The following is an 18,136-nucleotide window of genomic DNA, read 5'->3' as shown; positions in this document are numbered from 1 at the left end:
GTACTGAAAGGCTGGATGACTGATGAATTGGTCCGTTATGCCGTCTGAAGGAGCAGCAACGGCAAAATTTTAGCGCGCCATCATACCCCAGCGAAAGAGGTGACGACAATCATTTATCCCCGTCATTCTTCACCCTACTGGTGCATTGATGGCATTCGTTATCTGGTTCCTACAACGCAAAAAAACGACGGATGGCGCGTAAAACGGCCTCAGGCTTCTCGGCGTGTACCCAATGCCCGGCACCGGTTATCACGTGAGCACGGGCCTGCGGGAACTGGGACAGCAGGGCATCACGATATTCATCGGCCAGATACGGTGAGCGGTCTCCGCGAATAAACAGCACCGGATGCGGCCATGCGGGCAGAGACTGCCAGCTAATAATACGGTCATAACAGGCCAGCAGCACGGGAACATTAAAGCGCCATTCGCCATCATGAAACGATTTGAGCAGGAACTGGATAACGCCCTCTTCGTTAATGGAATGCCGCATCAGCGCCGCTGCCTCGCTGCGTGAAGTGATAGCCGCGTCTGTCACGGCGTTCAGGGCAGTAAAAATGTCATCATGGTGGCGGGTGGTGTACGCCACTGGAGCAATATCAATCACCACGATGCTCTCTACCCGGTCGGGAGCCAGTGCGGTCAGCGCCATCGCGATCTTCCCGCCCATTGAATGCCCGATCACACTGAAGCGATCGACCTGCAAGCCGTCAAGCGTATCCAGAATGTCCTGTGCCATCAGGGGATAATCCATCTCTGGCGCACGCGAAGACAAGCCGTGATTGCGTACATCGAGTTGAATCAGACGGCGATCGTCTTTTAATCCCCGGGCCAGTACGCCCAGGTTGTCCAGGCTGCCGAACAGGCCGTGGATCAGCACCAGCGGCAGTCCGTCAGTCGCAGATTGTTCAGATTGCAGGCGGAAATTCAAATTCATAGCGAAAGTTCTTACAGTTGGCACGAGGGCTTAGGGTATCATGGATCCCACAATTTCTGCCGCTGGTGCGAATGACGGAGATGATCTTTTTGCGGCATATTCCGACTTTTGCCCTGAAAAGGGCATGGCGCTACACCCCGGCAGGATTTAACTTTATAATCCTGATGTTAGAACTGGCCAGGTTAAACACCGCGACGGTGACGAGATCGTGCGTCCCTGAGGAACCGGGTTCTGATACAAGCACTAACCGTACTGGATAAAGATGAAAACGATCGAAGTCGACGAAGAGCTATACCGCTATATTGCCAGCCACACTCAGCATATTGGTGAAAGTGCATCAGATATTTTGCGCCGGATGCTGAAATTCACCGCCGGTCAGACGACGTCAGCGGTGTCCGCCTCTGCGATAGCGAAAGACCCCGTTGCGGGTGGCATTAAAACAGAGTCCCGGCCGCAGGATCGCGTTCGTGCGGTGCGTGAGCTGTTGCTTTCGGACGAGTATGCCGAGCAGAAGCGGGCGGTAAATCGTTTCATGTTGATCCTGTCAACTTTATACAGTCTGGATGCCAAAGCGTTTGGTGCAGCGACTGAGTCGCTGCAGGGGCGTACCCGCGTTTACTTTGCGGGTAACCAGCAAACCTTGGTCGAGAATGGCACCCATACGAAGCCGCAGCACGTTCCGGGCACGCCGTACTGGGTGATAACCAACACAAATACTGACCGTAAGCGCAGCATGGTGGAACATATCATGCTGTCGATGCAGTTCCCGGTGGAACTGACAGAGAAAGTTTGCGGTACCCTCTAACTGAAGCGTCAGGGAGAAGCGCCAATGGCCAATCACCCCCGTGCCGGACAACCAGCCCGGCAGAGCGATTTGATTAACGTTGCACAATTAACATCTCAGTATTATGTCCTGCAGCCTGAATTGGGTAACGCAGAACATGCGGTGAAATTTGGCACTTCCGGCCATCGCGGTAGCGCGGGCCGTCACAGCTTCAATGAGACCCACATTCTGGCTATCGCGCAGGCGATCGCCGAAGAGCGTAAAAAGAACGGTATCACCGGTCCCTGCTACGTAGGTAAAGATACCCACGCGTTGTCTGAGCCGGCCATCATCTCGGTACTGGAAGTGCTGGCCGCCAACGGTGTGGATGTGATCGTACAGCAGGATAACGGCTACACGCCAACGCCTGCTATTTCCCATGCGATCCTCGAACACAATAAAATCGGTGGTGCGCAGGCGGATGGTATTGTGATCACCCCTTCACACAATCCACCGGAAGATGGCGGCATTAAATACAACCCGCCAAACGGAGGGCCTGCCGACACCAACGTCACGAAGGTGGTGGAAGATCGCGCTAATGCGCTGATTAAAGAAGGCCTGAAAGAGGTGAAACGCATCTCGCTGGATCAGGCTTGGGCCAGCGGTCACCTGACGGAACAGGATCTGATCCAACCTTACATCGAAGGTCTGGCGCTGATCGTGGACATCCCGGCAATCCAGAAAGCAGGCCTGAAAATTGGTGTTGATCCGCTGGGCGGCTCTGGTATTGCCTACTGGCAGCGTATTGCGGAATTCTACAAGCTGGATCTGACCATCGTTAACGATGCCGTCGACCAGACTTTCCGCTTTATGCACCTCGACCACGACGGTGTGATCCGTATGGACTGTTCGTCTGAGTCGGCGATGGCGGGCCTGCTGGCCCTGCGTGACAGGTTCGATCTGGCTTTTGCCAACGATCCTGATTACGACCGTCACGGTATCGTTACGCCTGCGGGCCTGATGAACCCAAACCACTATCTGGCGGTTGCTATACAGTACCTGTTCCAGCATCGTCCACAGTGGGGCAAGGACGTTGCCGTGGGTAAAACCCTGGTGTCCAGCGCGATGATTGACCGTGTGGTTGACGATTTGGGCCGTAAACTGGTGGAAGTGCCGGTGGGCTTTAAGTGGTTTGTCGACGGTCTGTTTGATGGCAGCTTTGGTTTCGGTGGCGAAGAGAGCGCAGGGGCATCCTTCCTGCGCTTCGACGGCACGCCGTGGTCGACCGATAAAGACGGCATCATCATGTGCCTGCTGGCAGCCGAAATTACAGCGGTTACCGGTAAGAATCCGCAGCAGCACTATGATGAACTGGCGCAGCGTTTTGGTGCCCCAAGCTACAACCGCATCCAGGCACCGGCCACGTCGGCTCAGAAAGCCGCGCTGTCTAAGTTGTCTCCGGAAATGGTCAGTGCTGATACCCTGGCGGGCGATCCTATCACCGCGCGTCTGACGGCAGCTCCGGGGAACGGGGCCTCCATTGGTGGTCTGAAAGTGATGACCAAAAATGGCTGGTTTGCAGCCCGTCCTTCCGGTACGGAAGACGCTTACAAAATCTACTGCGAAAGCTTCCTCGGTGCTGAACACCGCGAGAAGATTGAGAAAGAAGCCGTTGAGATTGTCAGCGCCGTGCTGAAAAACGCCTGATTGCTCAGGTAGTGTATAAAAAGGGCTCCCAGGTGAGCCCTTTTTTTATGGCATAAAACGGTAGCCCACGCCGGTTTCGGTCAGCAAATGCTGCGGGCGGGCGGGGTCAGACTCCAGCTTCTGTCGCAAATGCCCCATATAAATGCGCAGATAATGGCTGTGCTCTACCGCATTCGGCCCCCAGACCTGGGTCAGCAACTGGCGCTGGGTCATCACTTTTCCCGGATGGTTGATCAGGCTGACCAGCAGGCGAAATTCAATCGGGGTCAGGTGCAGATCCGCGCCTTCACGCATCACCCGGCGGGCGGCGATGTCCACCCTGATGTTGCCAAAGTTCACTTCTGCCGCAGGGCCATCATTTCCCTGCTGTGGTCGGTGACGCATCGCCACGCGAACCCTGGCCAGCAGCTCACCCACGCCGAATGGTTTACTGAGAAAGTCATCCGCACCGGCGTCAAGGGCGCTGATTTTATCCTGCTCATCACTGCGCGCCGACAGCACGATCACCGGCATACTGCTCCACTGCCGTACTTCACGAATAAAGCGGGTGCCATCGCCGTCCGGCAGGCCGAGATCAAGTATCACCAGCTCCGGTTTGCGCGTGGCGGCTTCAATTAAACCACGGCTCAGGGTGTCGGCATCGACAACGCGAAAGCCTTCTCCCTCCAGTGCCACGCGCAGAAAGCGGCGGATCTCTTTTTCATCTTCAACAATCAGGATGGTGGACACAAAACCTCAGCAGCTAACCAGAGTGGGGACAATCGTTATTATAACAGCTGCTAATTTAGCAAAAAGTCAGCAGGGCGTCCGTGATTAGCGGGAATTCTCTCATGTTGTTAATAAAAGGATCGGTTCCCTGTGAAAATTTAACCAAACTGTAACCTTCTTTCATTTTTCGTACGGAGGGTGGTTTTTTTTTCGTCAAAAGTGGTCTGATCAGTAGTAAAATTACATCGCAGGGAGTATTATTTTGTTCAGATTACACACAGCCACTTTTATTCATTTCAGGAGGACGTATGAGTCTTTATCATAACTATTCATCTACTCGGATTTTCATGCGTCGTACTGCTGTGCTGTTAATCGGCATCGCTGCGCTGCCCGTTATGCTGTTCCGTAACGATCGGGCCCGTTTCTACAGCTATCTGCACCGGGTCTGGGCAAAAACCAGCGATCAGCCCGTCTGGCTGGCACGGGCTGAAGCAGCTGGCTGTGATTTTTACTGATCGTATTGAGGGCTACGCCTCAAAAGCTGTTTAATCCCGCCGTCAGGCGGGATTTTTTTTGCCTGTTGCCCGGTGTTTACGCTACACTCAAATCTGTACAAGATATTTGAGGTTGTATAATTATGGGCGATAAAATTCCGGTTGGTATCAGTGCCTGTCTGCTAGGTGAAAAAGTCCGTTTTGACGGCGGCCATAAGCGCAATGAGTTTGCGGCTGAACAACTGGCGCCCTTTCTGCGTTATGAAGCAGCCTGCCCTGAAATGGGTATTGGCCTGCCTACGCCACGGCCAGCTTTACGCCTGACGGAAGGACCGGGGGAGAACGATGTTTCCCTCTGCTTCAGTAACGGTCTCGAGGCACCGGTGACCGAAAAGATGGCTGCCTGGTCTCAGGAAAAAGTCAGCCGCCTGCATCATCTCTGTGGTTATATCGTCTGCGCTAAATCGCCAAGCTGCGGTATGGAGCGGGTGCGTATTTATCAGCCCGACAATAATAACAATCGTAAAGCCGGTACTGGCGTGTTTACCCGTGAGCTGATGGAACAGATGCCGTGGCTGCCGGTAGAAGAAGACGGACGCCTGCACGATCCGCTACTGCGTGAAAACTTCGTCGCGCGCGTTTATGCCCTGCATGAATTTAACCAGCTGTGGGCCAGTGGGCTGACCCGTGCCAAACTTATGGCCTTCCATACGCGTTACAAGCTGCTGCTGCTGGCGCACTCTCAGCCTGACTACCGTGAAATCGGCCCCTTTGTGGCGAAGATGGATCAGTGGGACTCACTGGAAGCGTTTGCCCTGGAATACCGCCAGCGGCTGATGGACCTGATGAAGCACGTCGCCTCCCGCAGCAACCATACCAATGTCCTGATGCACGTTCAGGGCTATTTCCGTCGTGAGCTGACATCCCCGCAGCGTCAGGAGCTGGCCGGGTTGATCGACCATTACCGCCAGGGCATTCAGCCTTTACTGGCCCCCATCACCTTACTGAAGCACTACATGGCGGAATTCCCGCATCCGTGGCTGGCCGGGCAGCGCTATTTCTCGCCTTACCCGGAAGCGCTGCGCCTGCGGTACGGACACTAATCTCAGGGAGCACTATGACAACTCATCTGGTCTGGCTACGCAATGATCTGCGTATTCACGACAACCACGCGCTCCATGCCGCCTGCCGCTCACAGAATGCGCGCGTCATTGCCCTGTTTATCGCTACGCCCGCTCAGTGGGCGTCGCACAATATGGCCCCGAAGCAGGCGGAGTATATCTGGCAAAGCCTGCTGGATGTGCAGGCTTCGCTGGCGCAAAAAGGCATCCCATTATACCGGGTGGAGTGCGATGATTTCAGTGCCTCGGTGTCCCTGCTGCAGGCTTTTTGCCAGGAACATCAGGTCGACCGCCTGTTTTACAACTATCAGTACGAAGTGAACGAACGCCAGCGCGACGCTGAGGTGGAACGCACCCTGTTTAACGACGACATTGTGGTTCAGGGGTTTGACGACAGCCTGCTGCTGCCACCGGGCAGCGTGCTGACCGGCAGCCGCGAGATGTACAAAGTGTTTACCCCGTTCAGCAAGGCGTTTGTGAAACGCCTGAAGGAGGGGCTGCCGGAGTGCCTGCCTGCGCCAGGCGTCAGAAGCAGCGGGGCAATTGAGGTCGAAGAGAGCAGCCAGCAGCGATTTGATTATCCCAGTGAGGCATTCGATTCCGGCCTGTTCCCGGTGGGAGAGAAAGCGGCGATTGCCCGCCTGCGTGAGTTCTGCCAGCTGCCGGTCACACTTTATTCTGAGCAGCGCGATCTGCCCGCGCTGGACGGTACCAGTCGTCTGTCGGTCTGCCTGGCGACCGGAGTGCTGTCTCCGCGTCAGTGTCTGCACCGTCTGCTGAGGCAGCATCCCCGGGGGCTGGAGGATACGCAGGTTTTCGTCTGGCTGAATGAGTTGATCTGGCGCGAATTCTACCGTCATCTGCTGGTGGCTTATCCGGCGCTATGCCGTCATCAACCCTTTACCCAATGGACGAAAGACGTGAAATGGCGTAACGATCCGCAGGGGTTCCAGGCATGGCAGCAGGGTAAAACGGGCTATCCGATAGTTGATGCCGCCATGCGACAGCTGAACACGCTGGGCTGGATGCATAACCGCTTGCGCATGATCACCGCCAGTTTTCTGGTGAAGGATCTGCTGATCGACTGGCGTGAGGGTGAGCGTTACTTTATGTCACAGCTGCTGGACGGCGATCTGGCCGCGAATAACGGCGGCTGGCAGTGGGCCGCGTCTACCGGTACGGATGCCGCTCCCTATTTCCGCATTTTTAACCCCACCACTCAGGGGGAACGCTTTGACAAAAGCGGGGCGTTTATTCGTCACTGGCTGCCTGAGCTGCGCGATGTGCCGGAAAAATACATTCATCAGCCGCACGACTGGGCAAAGAAAAATCATCAAAGTCTCGATTATCCTGCGCCGATCGTGGAACATAAACAGGCACGCCTGCAAACCCTGGCTGCCTTTGAGGCAGCACGAAAAAAGACGGACTGATTATGCTGAATACTGAACTCGAACAGCGGGTTAACCAGCTGCTGAACACGGCGGACTTTAAAGACTATGCGCCTAACGGCCTGCAGGTTGAAGGCCGTAGCGAGATTAAAAAAGTGATTACCGGTGTGACCGCCTGCCAGGCACTGCTCGATGAAGCCGTGCGTTTACAGGCGGATGCCGTACTGGTTCACCACGGCTATTTCTGGAAAAGCGAAGCCCCGGCGATTAAAGGGATGAAACGCCAGCGTCTGAAAACGCTGCTGGCCAATGATATCAACCTGTTTGGCTGGCACCTTCCGCTGGACGGGCACCCGGAGATCGGTAACAACGCCCAGCTGGCGAAGCTGTTCGGCATTGAGGTGAAAGGCGAGATTGCGCTGCTGCTGCCGTGGGGCGAACTGGCAGAGCCTGTTAGCGGTGAAGCCTTTGCTCAACGGATCGGCACGGCGCTGGGACGTGAGCCGCTGCACTGTGGCGACAATGCCCCCGCCCTGATCCGACGCGTGGCCTGGTGCAGCGGTGGCGGCCAGGGGTATATCGATCAGGCTGCTGCATTTGGCGTTGATGCTTTTATCAGTGGCGAGGCGTCCGAGCAGACCATTCACAGCGCACGCGAGCAGGGCCTGCATTTCTTCGCCGCAGGCCATCACGCCACCGAGCGTGACGGGATCAGAGCGCTGGGCGAATGGCTGGCCCGTGAGCATGGCCTGGACGTGACCTTTATCGATATCAATAACCCCGTCTGACTCCCTCCAGCCTGTCAGCGCACGGTGAAATCCGTGCGCTGAAGGTTGACTCCGTTATAACAATTCCGCATAACTGTCTGTCATATTTGCAATTAACCCGACTTGTATCCTGCTGGCAGTGATATTTCTGCCGCGGACAGAGAGGTTATTGCCCCTTTTCGGCTTTGAGGAGACGCCTTTTGCAACGAGCACGTTGTTACCTGTTAGGCGATCGGGCTGTGGTACTGGAGCTTGAACCGCCGGTATCACTCGCCAGCCAGCAACGCATCTGGGGACTGACCCAACGATTACAGGATCGCCCTGAAGTGATTGAGGTGGTGCCGGGGATGAATAATATCACCGTGATGCTGCGCGACCCGCAGCAGACCGCACTGGATGCGATTGAATGGCTGCAGCAGTGGTGGGAAACCAGTGAGTCTCTGTCGCTGGAATCACGACGGATAGATATTCCGGTTGTGTATGGCGGCCAGGCCGGTCCCGACCTCGACGAGGTAGCGCATCACAGCGGACTGAGCCCGTCCCAGGTGGTGGCCTGCCATGCGTCGGTGGATTACGTAGTCTATTTTATCGGTTTTCAGCCGGGTTTCCCTTATCTCGGCGGACTGGATGAGCGATTGCATACACCGCGCCGTGCTGAACCCCGCGTGCAGGTCCCAGCAGGATCGGTGGGTATTGGCGGCAGCCAGACTGGCGTTTATCCGCTGGCCGCGCCGGGCGGCTGGCAGCTGATAGGCCATACACCGACCGCGTTGTTTACCCCGGATACGCATCCCCCGGTGCTGTTGCGCCCAGGCGATCGCGTGCGCTTTGTGCCGCAGAAGGAGGGGATATGTTAACCATTATTCGTGCCGGGATGAGCACCAGCATTCAGGACGGTGGCCGGGTGGGCTGGCGGAAATACGGCATCAGCCTCAGTGGTGTGCTGGATCATCCTGCGATGCAGACCGCCAATATGCTGGTGGGCAACGCCCCTGACAGCGCGGTATTGGAGATCACCCTGGGGCAGTTTTGTGCGGAATTCAGGCGCGATGGCTGGCTGGCCCTGACGGGAGCAGGCTGTCACGCTGAACTGGATGGAAAACCCGTCTGGACGGGGTGGCGGACAGCGGTGAAAGCGGGGCAGCGCCTGACGTTAGGCCTGCCACAGCGTGGCATGCGCAGCTACCTGGCGGTTGATGGCGGATATGTTATTGACGACCGACTGGGTTCTGACAGTACCGATCTTAAAGCCGGGTTTGGGGGTTTTGCCGGACGCAGTCTGGCTGACGGCGATCAGCTGACGCTGGGGCAACCGTCCCGGCAGTTCCTGCAGCCAGCGGGTGTCCGTCAGCTGCTGTGGGGAAATCGCGTGCGTGCGCTGCCTGGGCCGGAATACCACGAGTTCAGTGAAGAGAGCCAGGAAGCCTTCTGGCGTACCGCCTGGCGGCTGAATCCGCAGAGTAACCGCATGGGCTATCGTTTGCAGGGGCGAAAGCTGCTGCGTGAGACCTCCCGCGATCTGCTGTCACACGGCTTGCTGCCCGGTGTGGTGCAGGTTCCACCAAATGGTCAGCCTATTGTGCTGATGGCGGATGCACAAACGACCGGGGGTTATCCTCGTATCGCCTGCGTGATCGAAGCCGATCTCTATCATCTGGCTCAGCTGCGCCTTGGTGAGCCGGTTCACTTTGTTCACTGTACGCTGGAAGAGGCGTTGCTGGCTAAGCGAGAGCAGCAGCGTTCACTGGATCATATGGCCTGGGGGTTAGCGAATGAAAGTTGATCTTAATGCCGATCTTGGTGAAGGTGCAGGCAGCGATCTGGCGCTATTACAGCTGGTTTCATCGGCGAACATCGCCTGTGGTTTCCACGCCGGGGATGCGCAGACCATGTTGCAGTCCGTACGCTGGGCGCTGGAGTATGGTGTGGCAATTGGGGCGCATCCCAGCTTCCCGGACCGTGAAAACTTTGGCCGTACGGCGATGCAGCTGCCGCCGGAAACGGTGTATGCGCAGGTGGTTTATCAGGTCGGTGCGCTAAAAGTGCTGACCGAAAGCGAAGGCGGCAGGCTGGCTCACGTCAAACCACACGGCATGTTGTATAACCAGGCTGCGGTTGATGCTCCGCTGGCGCACGCCATTGCCCAAGCCGTTAAAGCGGTCGATCCGGCGCTGGTGTTGGTCGGACTGGCGAACAGCGAACTGATCCGTGCCGGTGAACATTATGGACTGATCACCCGTCAGGAGGTCTTTGCCGATCGGGGTTATCAGCCTGATGGTTCACTGATACCGCGTGGTCAGCCCGGTGCGCTGGTGGACAGCGATCGGCAGGCGATTAGCCAGACGCTGACAATGATCCAGCAGGGCCAGGTGCAGAGCCTGAGCGGTGAATGGGTGAAGGTCCGGGCCGATACGGTATGCCTGCACGGCGATGGTGCCCATGCCCTTGATTTTGCCCGTCAGCTGCGCGAGGCATTCAGCCAGCGGCATATCGCTGTTACCTGCCGCTAACGCGGCTCTCTGTGATGACGCCCCGACACGATGTTGGGGCGTTTTTTTCTGTTTTAAGGAGTCTTTATGGACGCTGTCGTTAATCTCTGGCCCCTCGCGGGGATCGCCGCCATCGTGGTCGGGTTTTTACTCCGGTTTAACCCGGTCATTGTGGTGGTCGTTGCCGGGTTAATCACCGGGCTGACGGCCCAGATGCCCGTGGCGGATATTCTGGAGAAGCTCGGCTCCGGGTTTCTCAACACGCGTAATCTGCCGTTTATCCTGCTACTGCCTCTGGCCATCATTGGCCTGCTGGAGCGCAACGGATTGAAAGAGCGCGCTCAGGCATGGATCGCCCGCATTCGCAGTGCGACTGCTGGCCGACTGATGATCGTCTATCTGCTGGCGCGTGAGATCACCGCCGCGCTGGGGCTGACGAGCCTGGGCGGACATCCGCAGATGGTTCGCCCGCTACTGGCACCTATGGCCGAAGGTGCGGCGGAAAGTCGTTATGGCGAACTGCCTCCGGCAGTGCGCTATCGTCTGCGTGCTATGGCGGCCGCGACCGATAACGTCGGGCTGTTTTTTGGCGAAGATATTTTCGTCGCCTTTGGCGCAATTATCTTTATGCATAACTTTATGCAGGAATCAGCAGGCATCCACACCGAACCGCTGCATATTGCTCTCTGGGGTATTCCCACCGCGCTGTGCGCATTTTTAATTCATGCCGTGCGGCTGCACCGTCTGGATAAAACACTGGCGAATGAACTGAGCAGGCTCAATGCCAGTGCGCTGCAACAGAAGGGAGGGCGCTAATGTTTGAGCAAAATTATCTGTACTGGCTGGCGGGAACCATTCTGTCAGGGGTGGCGCTGCTGTCGTGGCGTGACAAAAGCAACCCGCGTCGCCTGACGACTGGCCTGTTCTGGGCATTGTATGGCCTGGTGTTCTTTATTGGTGAATGGACGACCGAACTGGTGAGCGCACGTACGCTGCACATTGGTATCGGCGTGGGCGTGGTAGTGATGGCGTTAATTGCCGGTTTTGGTGGCGTGAAGCTGGGAAGTTACTCGCAGCGAACCCCGGAGCAGCGCACAGAAAGAGCGGAACGTCTGGGAAATCGTCTGTTTATGCCCGCCCTGGTTATTCCGGTAGTGACAGTGATTGGCGTGTTGATTTTCAACAATATTCCAACGCTCCGCCAGGCGATGTTCGGGGCGGGCAATCATGCCACGCTGATCACGCTGTTTTCTATGACGGTGGGCTGTCTGCTGGCCTGGCTGCTGGCGCTGAAGATCACGCGCGAATCTCCGGCGCAGTCCCTGCAGGAGGCACGCCGCCTGCTTGACTCGATTGGCTGGGCATTTATTTTGCCGCAGATCCTGGCGACGCTGGGTCTGCTGTTTACCAGTGCGGGCGTGGGGACGGCGATTTCGCACCTGACTGAAACGTATCTGGCAGTGGACAATCGCTTCATTGCCGTGGTGCTCTACGCCGGCGGTATGGCGCTGCTGACCATGGTAATGGGCAATGCGTTTGCGGCCTTCCCGATTGTGACGGCCGGGATCGGCATCCCTATTCTGGTCTTACAGCACCACGGTAATCCGGCGGTGATGGCGGCGATCGGCATGTTCTGCGGTTACTGCGGCACGCTGATGACGCCGATGGCGGCAAATTTCAACATCGTGCCTGCCAGACTGCTGGAACTGCCGGACCGCAATGCGGTGATCAAAGCGCAGATCCCGACCGGTGTGCTACTGTTGATTGCCAATATATTCCTTTTGTATTTCCTGATGTTTTTGTGAGGGAACGATGAAAACAGTACTGATCACGGGCTTCGAGCCCTTTGATGGTGAACGTATCAATCCTTCCTGGGAGGCGGTGAGTCAGCTGCACGATCGCCTTATCGGCAATGCGAGAGTGATTGCCCTGCAGTTGCCCTGCGTTTTCGGTGCCTCGCTTGAGGTGCTGTATACCGCGATAGAGAAGGTTAAGCCTGACTTCGTTATCGCCGTAGGTCAGGCCGGAGGCCGCAGTGAAATCAGCGTTGAACGCGTGGCGATCAACGTCGATGATGCACGTATTCCCGACAATGCGGGAAAGCAGCCGATCGATGAACCGGTCGTGGAGCAGGGGGCCGCCGCGTATTTTTCAACGCTGCCCATTAAAGCCATGGTGGCCGGTATCCGTGAGGCCGGCATCCCGGCTGCGGTATCGCAGACTGCCGGGACGTTCGTCTGTAATCATGTGATGTATGGTCTGCTGCATCATCTGCGCCGTCGCAAAACGCGCGGCGGATTTATTCATATTCCCTGGCTGCCTGAACAGGCCATTCATCATCCCGGGGCTGCGAGTATGTCCCTGGCGATGGTTACGCTGGCTCTGGAGATGGCCATAAGTATCGCTCTGGCGGTAGAAGAGGATCTCCGGCTTGAAGGCGGTGCCACGCACTGATTGAAAGGGAAATAGCATGCCAGAAGGTCCTGAGATCCGCCGTGCGGCAGATCGGCTGGAAGAGGCCATAAAGGGTAAGGTACTGACCGACGTGTGGTTTGCCTTTCCGGCGCTGCAAACCTACCAGCAGGCGCTGGTGGGGGAGCGGGTGATCGCCATTGAGACCCGGGGTAAAGCGCTGTTAACCCACTTTTCTAATGGTCTGACACTGTACAGCCATAACCAGCTGTACGGCGTCTGGCGGGTGGTAAAAACCGGCACTGAACCGGCCAGTAAGCGGCAGCTGCGCGTCCGGCTGGCAGCGGAAGATAAAACGCTGCTGCTGTTCAGCGCCTCCGAGATCGAACTGCTCAATGCCGAAGGTGTGGCAAGCCATCCTTTTCTGCAAAAGATCGGACCGGATGTGCTGGATATGTCACTGACCGAAGCCGAAGTGCGCGAACGTCTGCTGTCACCGCGCTTCCGGCGTCGCCAGTTTAGCGGGCTGCTGTTGGATCAGACGTTTCTGGCCGGACTGGGCAACTATCTGCGCGTGGAAATCCTCTGGCTGGCACAGCTCGCCCCCCAACATAAAGCGGAAGGGTTAACCGGTGAGCAAATCGATGTGCTGGCGGCGGCACTGCTGGCGCTACCACGTCTCTCCTACCAGACGCGCGGGAAGGGGGATGAGAACCATCACCATGGCGCTCTGTTCAGCTTTAAAGTGTTCCATCGCGCAGGGCAGGCGTGTGAACGCTGCGGAAATAAGATTGAACGAACACTTCTGTCATCCCGGCCCTTTTACTGGTGCCCCGGTTGCCAGAAATGAAAAATTAAGGGCCGATCAACAAGCGATCGGCCCTTACGTTAATGTTCTCTGTCACTACGGGACGGCCTTCAGCAGCCCGCCCGCTCACTGTTACTTAATTTTAGAGCTGAAATCACGCTGGTCATAACCCGTGTACAACTGGCGAGGACGGGCAATTTTTACGCCGTCATCATGCATTTCTTTCCAGTGTGCAATCCAGCCGACGGTACGTGCCATCGCAAAGATCACGGTAAACATGGACGATGGAATACCCATCGCTTTCAGAATGATACCGGAATAGAAGTCAACGTTCGGATAGAGTTTACGCTCAATGAAGTACGGGTCGTTCAGCGCAATATGCTCCAGCTCCATGGCCACTTCCAGCAGGTCATCTTTCATGCCCAGCTCTTTCAGTACTTCGTGGCAGGTTTCACGCATCACCGTGGCACGGGGATCGTAGTTCTTGTAAACGCGGTGGCCAAAGCCCATCAGACGGAATGAATCGTTTTTGTCTTTCGCGCGGCGCAGGAACTCAGGAATGTGTTCGACGGTGCTGATCTCTTCCAGCATCCGCAGACAGGCTTCGTTTGCACCACCGTGGGCAGGCCCCCACAGAGAAGCGATACCGGCAGCAATACAGGCGAACGGGTTAGCGCCAGAGGAGCCAGCGGTACGGACGGTTGAGGTCGAGGCGTTCTGCTCATGATCGGCATGCAGGATCAGGATACGGTCCATCGCACGTTCCAGCACCGGGTTCACCACATACTCTTCGCAAGGGGTGGAGAACATCATATGCAGGAAATTACCGGCATAGGAAAGATCGTTGCGCGGGTATGCAAACGGCTGGCCGATAGAGTATTTGTAGCACATGGCCGCCATCGTCGGCATTTTAGACAGCAGACGGAAAGCCGCGATTTCACGGTGACGTTCAATGTTGACGTCCATCGCATCATGGTAAAATGCGGCCAGCGCACCGGTCACACCGCACATAACGGCCATCGGATGCGAATCACGGCGGAAGCCACGGAACAGATGATGGATCTGCTCGTGCAGCATGGTATGACGTGTCACCGTGGTTTTGAATTCTTCAAACTCTTTTGCTGTTGGTGCTTCACCGTTCAACAAAATGTAACAAACTTCCAGATAGTTTGAGTGCAATGCCAGCTGGTCAATCGGGAAACCCCGGTGCAGCAGAATGCCTTCATCACCGTCGATATAGGTAATTTTCGATTCGCAGGACGCAGTAGAAGTAAAGCCAGGGTCAAAGGTGAAATACCCTTTAGAACCCAGATTACGGACGTCAATCTCTTCCTGACCCAATGTACCTTTCAGTACATCAAGCTCGATTGGATCTTCGCCATCCAGGGTTAGCGTTGCTTTTTTATCAGCCATTTACAGTCTCCTTAGCGCCTTATTTAGGGATCTTTATCACCGGGAAATATCTTCCCCAGCCTTGTGCCTGGCGCAGAAGGTCATCAACTCTGTGGCATCTTTTTACGTGCAGGGTACAGAGTGACGGGCGCGTGCTGGCCGGGATGACATCATCCTGATGCGAACATGGTTGTGTAAAGATCCGGTCTGGTGATGACTTGTGTTAGCGTCAAAACCTGATGCTTTATGGGTAATCCCAACCAATGTTACATAACTTGTGCTTAGGGGAAAGTGTATCCCCATAACTTTTGTGCATCATAGAACTTTTATCCGTCCGTTTGTAACAAGAATGTTGAACTTTTGTCAAATCAGATAATTAAAAATGTATGAAATATGAAAATCGTGAGGATGATCACTGTTCCGCCGAAATGTGACCAAAGAGTTTGTAGGGGAATTGTAATGAGTTTGTGAACCCCCTATACTGCGGCCAGGTCTCCGGAAATACCCTGCAGTAGGAGCCACCCAGCGTTTCATACGCGTCGTTTTTGACACTGGACGTTGTAGTTTTGGTGCCTGGCGCGAATGCTTGCCTTATTAACGCTGTCTGACCCGCCTTCAGGACCGGAGGAAGCAAAATAAGAAAGGCTGTGTGGGCAAAATCGTGAAAAAACAAAGACCTGTCAATTTGGATCTCAGTACGATCCGGTTTCCCTTAACCGCAATTGCGTCCATTCTCCACCGCGTATCCGGCGTGATCACCTTCGTGTCGATCGGGATTCTGCTCTGGTTACTGGGTCTGTCGCTCTCCTCTCCCGAAGGCTTCCTTCAGGCTGCCGCTGTCATGGATAGCTTTATCGCCAAATTTATCATGTGGGGCATCTTAACCGCACTGGCGTACCATATCGCTGGCGGTATTCGCCATATGATGATGGACTTTGGCTTCCTCGGCGAAACCTTAGAAGCGGGTAAGTTTTCAGCGCAAATTGCGTTCGGTATCACTGTCGTGCTCTCAATTCTGGCTGGAGTCCTCGTATGGTAAGCAACGCTTCTGCACTGGGTCGCAACGGCATCCATGACTGGCTGTTGCTGCGTGCTGCCGCTATGGTGATGACCCTCTATGTGATCTATCTCCTCGGCTTTATCGTGATGTCAGGGACCCTGACCTATGACATCTGGCGCGGATTCTTCTCATCTTCCTTTACGAAAGTATTCACCCTTCTGACGCTGTTCTCCATTCTGGTGCACGGCTGGATTGGGATGTGGCAGGTACTGACAGACTACATTAAACCGCTGGCGCTGCGCATGATGCTGCAGCTGGTGATCGTGGTCGCACTGTTAGTGTATGCAATTTATGGAACTGTCGTAGTGTGGGGTGTGTAATGAGTTTGCCAGTCAGAGAATTTGACGCCGTGGTCATCGGCGCTGGCGGTGCGGGTATGCGCGCCGCCCTACAGATTTCCCAATCGGGCCAGACCTGTGCCCTGTTGTCTAAAGTTTTCCCAACCCGTTCCCATACCGTGTCTGCGCAGGGCGGTATCACTGTCGCACTGGGCAATACCCACGACGATAACTGGGAATGGCACATGTATGACACGGTGAAAGGTTCCGACTATATCGGTGACCAGGACGCCATTGAGTATATGTGTAAAACCGGTCCGGAAGCGGTGACCGAATTAGAGCATATGGGGCTGCCATTCTCCCGTCTGGAAGATGGTCGCATCTATCAGCGTCCGTTCGGTGGCCAGTCGAAAAACTTCGGCGGCGAGCAGGCGGCACGAACGGCGGCCGCGGCTGACCGTACCGGGCACGCGCTGCTGCATACGCTCTATCAGCAGAACCTGAAGAACAAAACCACGATCTTCTCCGAATGGTATGCACTGGACCTGGTAAAAAATGCCGATGGTGCCATCGTCGGCTGTACCGCGCTGAACATTGAAGATGGTGAAGTGGTCTACTTTAAAGCGCGAGCCACGGTGCTGGCGACGGGTGGAGCCGGCCGTATTTATCAGTCGACCACCAACGCCCATATTTGCACAGGTGACGGTGTGGGTATGGCGCTGCGTGCGGGTGTTCCGGTGCAGGATATGGAAATGTGGCAGTTCCACCCAACCGGAATTGCCGGTGCGGGTGTGCTGGTCACTGAAGGGTGTCGTGGCGAAGGCGGATATCTGCTGAACAAGCACGGTGAACGCTTCATGGAGCGTTACGCGCCCAATGCTAAAGATCTGGCTGGCCGCGATGTTGTCGCCCGTTCAATGATGATTGAGATCCGTGAAGGTCGTGGCTGCGAAGGCCCGTGGGGTCCGCATATCAAACTGAAACTGGATCACCTGGGTAAAGACGTGCTGGAGTCCCGCCTGCCGGGTATTCTTGAGCTGTCACGTACCTTTGCCCACGTTGACCCGGTGAAAGAGCCGATTCCGGTAATCCCAACCTGCCACTATATGATGGGGGGGATCCCAACGCGGGTGACCGGTCAGGCGTTGACCGTTAACGAGCAGGGGCAGGATACTGTGGTGCCTGGCCTGTTTGCCGTCGGTGAAATTGCCTGCGTATCTGTTCACGGTTCCAACCGCCTGGGCGGTAACTCGCTGCTTGACCTGGTAGTATTTGGTCGTGCGGCGGGCCTGCATTTGCAGGAGTCGATTAACGAGCAGGGAGCGCTGCGTGACGCCACCGAAGAAGAGATCGAGGCTTCGCTGGCGCGTCTGAACCGCTGGAACAATAATGTGACGGGTGAAGATCCGGCTGAATTGCGTAAAGCCCTGCAGACCTGCATGCAGCATAACTTCTCGGTATTCCGCGAAGGTGATGCTATGGCGAAAGGTCTGGCCGAGCTGAAAGTGTTGCGTGAACGTCTGAAAAACGCCCGTCTCGACGATCGTTCACCGGACTTCAATACGCAGCGTATTGAGTGCCTCGAACTGGACAACCTGATGGAAACGGCGTACGCCACTGCCGTTGCCGCTAACTTCCGTACCGAGAGCCGTGGAGCTCACAGCCGTTTCGACTATCCTGAACGTGACGATGCAAACTGGTTATGTCACAGCGTGTATCTGCCGCAGAGTGAAAGCATGACGCGCCGTGAGGTGAACATGCAGCCGAAACTGCGTGCGGCCTTCCCGCCGAAAGCACGTACTTACTAGTTTGCGG

General features: G+C 56.0%; 19 protein-coding genes. 16 read left to right on the top strand and 3 right to left on the bottom strand.

What is annotated here, in order from left to right; translation table 11 throughout:
- Window positions 1-169: 169 nt before the first annotated feature.
- Window positions 170-934 carry an esterase gene (gene ybfF, locus IFU29_RS08160; protein WP_191933474.1) on the bottom strand — a complete coding sequence of 255 codons (765 nt, stop codon included), beginning with the start codon at window positions 932-934 and terminating at the stop codon, window positions 170-172.
- Between the two features lie 262 nt (window positions 935-1,196).
- Here ybfF and seqA point away from each other — a divergent pair, with 262 nt between their 5' ends.
- Together seqA and pgm are read left to right on the top strand one after the other, a co-directional pair.
- Window positions 1,197-1,739, top strand: coding sequence for a replication initiation negative regulator SeqA (gene seqA / locus IFU29_RS08155; protein WP_191933473.1), 543 nt, complete (start codon window positions 1,197-1,199; stop codon window positions 1,737-1,739).
- A 24-nt stretch (window positions 1,740-1,763) separates the two neighbouring features.
- Entirely contained in the window at window positions 1,764-3,404 is a 1,641-nt protein-coding gene (gene pgm, locus IFU29_RS08150; protein WP_191933472.1) for a phosphoglucomutase (alpha-D-glucose-1,6-bisphosphate-dependent), read from the top strand.
- 45 nt (window positions 3,405-3,449) lie between these two features.
- On the opposite strand, the gene kdpE is transcribed toward pgm, so the two are convergent.
- On the bottom strand, window positions 3,450-4,133 hold the full coding sequence (kdpE, locus tag IFU29_RS08145; RefSeq protein ID WP_191933471.1) for a two-component system response regulator KdpE: 684 nt from the start codon (window positions 4,131-4,133) through the stop codon (window positions 3,450-3,452).
- A 287-nt stretch (window positions 4,134-4,420) separates the two neighbouring features.
- Between kdpE and IFU29_RS08140 the strand changes: the two genes are divergently transcribed.
- The 11 genes from IFU29_RS08140 (at window position 4,421) to nei (ending at window position 13,633) form a co-directional block, all read left to right on the top strand.
- On the top strand, window positions 4,421-4,627 hold the full coding sequence (locus IFU29_RS08140; protein ID WP_191933470.1) for a YbfA family protein: 207 nt from the start codon (window positions 4,421-4,423) through the stop codon (window positions 4,625-4,627).
- A gap of 122 nt (window positions 4,628-4,749) precedes the next feature.
- On the top strand, window positions 4,750-5,709 hold the full coding sequence (locus tag IFU29_RS08135) for a DUF523 and DUF1722 domain-containing protein (protein ID WP_191933469.1): 960 nt from the start codon (window positions 4,750-4,752) through the stop codon (window positions 5,707-5,709).
- Window positions 5,710-5,723: 14 nt separating this feature from the next.
- Window positions 5,724-7,157, top strand: a complete 1,434-nt coding sequence (gene phrB, locus IFU29_RS08130; RefSeq protein ID WP_191933468.1) for a deoxyribodipyrimidine photo-lyase — start codon at window positions 5,724-5,726, stop codon at window positions 7,155-7,157.
- Window positions 7,158-7,159: 2 nt separating this feature from the next.
- Complete coding sequence (locus IFU29_RS08125) at window positions 7,160-7,903, top strand: type 2 GTP cyclohydrolase I (RefSeq protein ID WP_191933467.1); 744 nt, start codon at window positions 7,160-7,162, stop codon at window positions 7,901-7,903.
- Window positions 7,904-8,082: 179 nt separating this feature from the next.
- Complete coding sequence (pxpB, locus tag IFU29_RS08120) at window positions 8,083-8,739, top strand: 5-oxoprolinase subunit PxpB (RefSeq protein WP_191933466.1); 657 nt, start codon at window positions 8,083-8,085, stop codon at window positions 8,737-8,739.
- The gene (gene pxpC, locus IFU29_RS08115) at window positions 8,733-9,665 is read left to right on the top strand and encodes a 5-oxoprolinase subunit PxpC (protein WP_191933465.1); all 933 of its coding nucleotides are present in this window, start codon (window positions 8,733-8,735) and stop codon (window positions 9,663-9,665) included. The genes pxpB and pxpC overlap by 7 nt, the downstream gene beginning before the upstream one ends.
- The gene (gene pxpA, locus IFU29_RS08110; protein ID WP_191933464.1) at window positions 9,655-10,392 is read left to right on the top strand and encodes a 5-oxoprolinase subunit PxpA; all 738 of its coding nucleotides are present in this window, start codon (window positions 9,655-9,657) and stop codon (window positions 10,390-10,392) included. Before pxpC ends, pxpA begins: the two co-directional genes overlap by 11 nt.
- A gap of 66 nt (window positions 10,393-10,458) precedes the next feature.
- Window positions 10,459-11,187 carry a DUF969 domain-containing protein gene (locus tag IFU29_RS08105; protein WP_191933463.1) on the top strand — a complete coding sequence of 243 codons (729 nt, stop codon included), beginning with the start codon at window positions 10,459-10,461 and terminating at the stop codon, window positions 11,185-11,187.
- Window positions 11,187-12,176, top strand: a complete 990-nt coding sequence (locus tag IFU29_RS08100; RefSeq protein WP_191933462.1) for a DUF979 domain-containing protein — start codon at window positions 11,187-11,189, stop codon at window positions 12,174-12,176. The genes IFU29_RS08105 and IFU29_RS08100 overlap by 1 nt, the downstream gene beginning before the upstream one ends.
- A 7-nt stretch (window positions 12,177-12,183) precedes the next feature.
- Window positions 12,184-12,825, top strand: a complete 642-nt coding sequence (gene pcp, locus IFU29_RS08095) for a pyroglutamyl-peptidase I (protein WP_191933461.1) — start codon at window positions 12,184-12,186, stop codon at window positions 12,823-12,825.
- A 16-nt stretch (window positions 12,826-12,841) separates the two neighbouring features.
- A complete protein-coding gene (nei, locus tag IFU29_RS08090) occupies window positions 12,842-13,633 on the top strand; it encodes an endonuclease VIII (protein ID WP_191933460.1) in 792 nt (263 codons plus the stop codon).
- A 90-nt stretch (window positions 13,634-13,723) separates the two neighbouring features.
- Here the strand turns inward: nei and IFU29_RS08085 are convergent, their stop codons facing one another.
- Entirely contained in the window at window positions 13,724-15,004 is a 1,281-nt protein-coding gene (locus IFU29_RS08085) for a citrate synthase (protein ID WP_191933459.1), read from the bottom strand.
- 628 nt (window positions 15,005-15,632) lie between these two features.
- Between IFU29_RS08085 and sdhC the strand changes: the two genes are divergently transcribed.
- Genes sdhC through sdhA form a run of 3 tightly spaced genes read left to right on the top strand, consistent with a single transcriptional unit; the run spans window position 15,633 to window position 18,129 of the window.
- A complete protein-coding gene (sdhC, locus tag IFU29_RS08080; protein ID WP_191933458.1) occupies window positions 15,633-16,022 on the top strand; it encodes a succinate dehydrogenase cytochrome b556 subunit in 390 nt (129 codons plus the stop codon).
- Complete coding sequence (sdhD, locus tag IFU29_RS08075) at window positions 16,016-16,363, top strand: succinate dehydrogenase membrane anchor subunit (RefSeq protein WP_062748452.1); 348 nt, start codon at window positions 16,016-16,018, stop codon at window positions 16,361-16,363. The genes sdhC and sdhD overlap by 7 nt, the downstream gene beginning before the upstream one ends.
- Window positions 16,363-18,129, top strand: coding sequence for a succinate dehydrogenase flavoprotein subunit (gene sdhA, locus IFU29_RS08070; RefSeq protein ID WP_191933457.1), 1,767 nt, complete (start codon window positions 16,363-16,365; stop codon window positions 18,127-18,129). Before sdhD ends, sdhA begins: the two co-directional genes overlap by 1 nt.
- The last annotated feature ends 7 nt before the right edge of the window (window positions 18,130-18,136 follow it).

The organism is Erwinia persicina (genome assembly GCF_014838825.1).
In the GTDB taxonomy this organism is placed as follows: Bacteria; Pseudomonadota; Gammaproteobacteria; order Enterobacterales; family Enterobacteriaceae; genus Erwinia; species Erwinia persicina_A.
The sequence above is the reverse complement of the archived record's forward strand: the minus strand, read 5'-3'. Positions and strand labels throughout refer to the sequence as shown.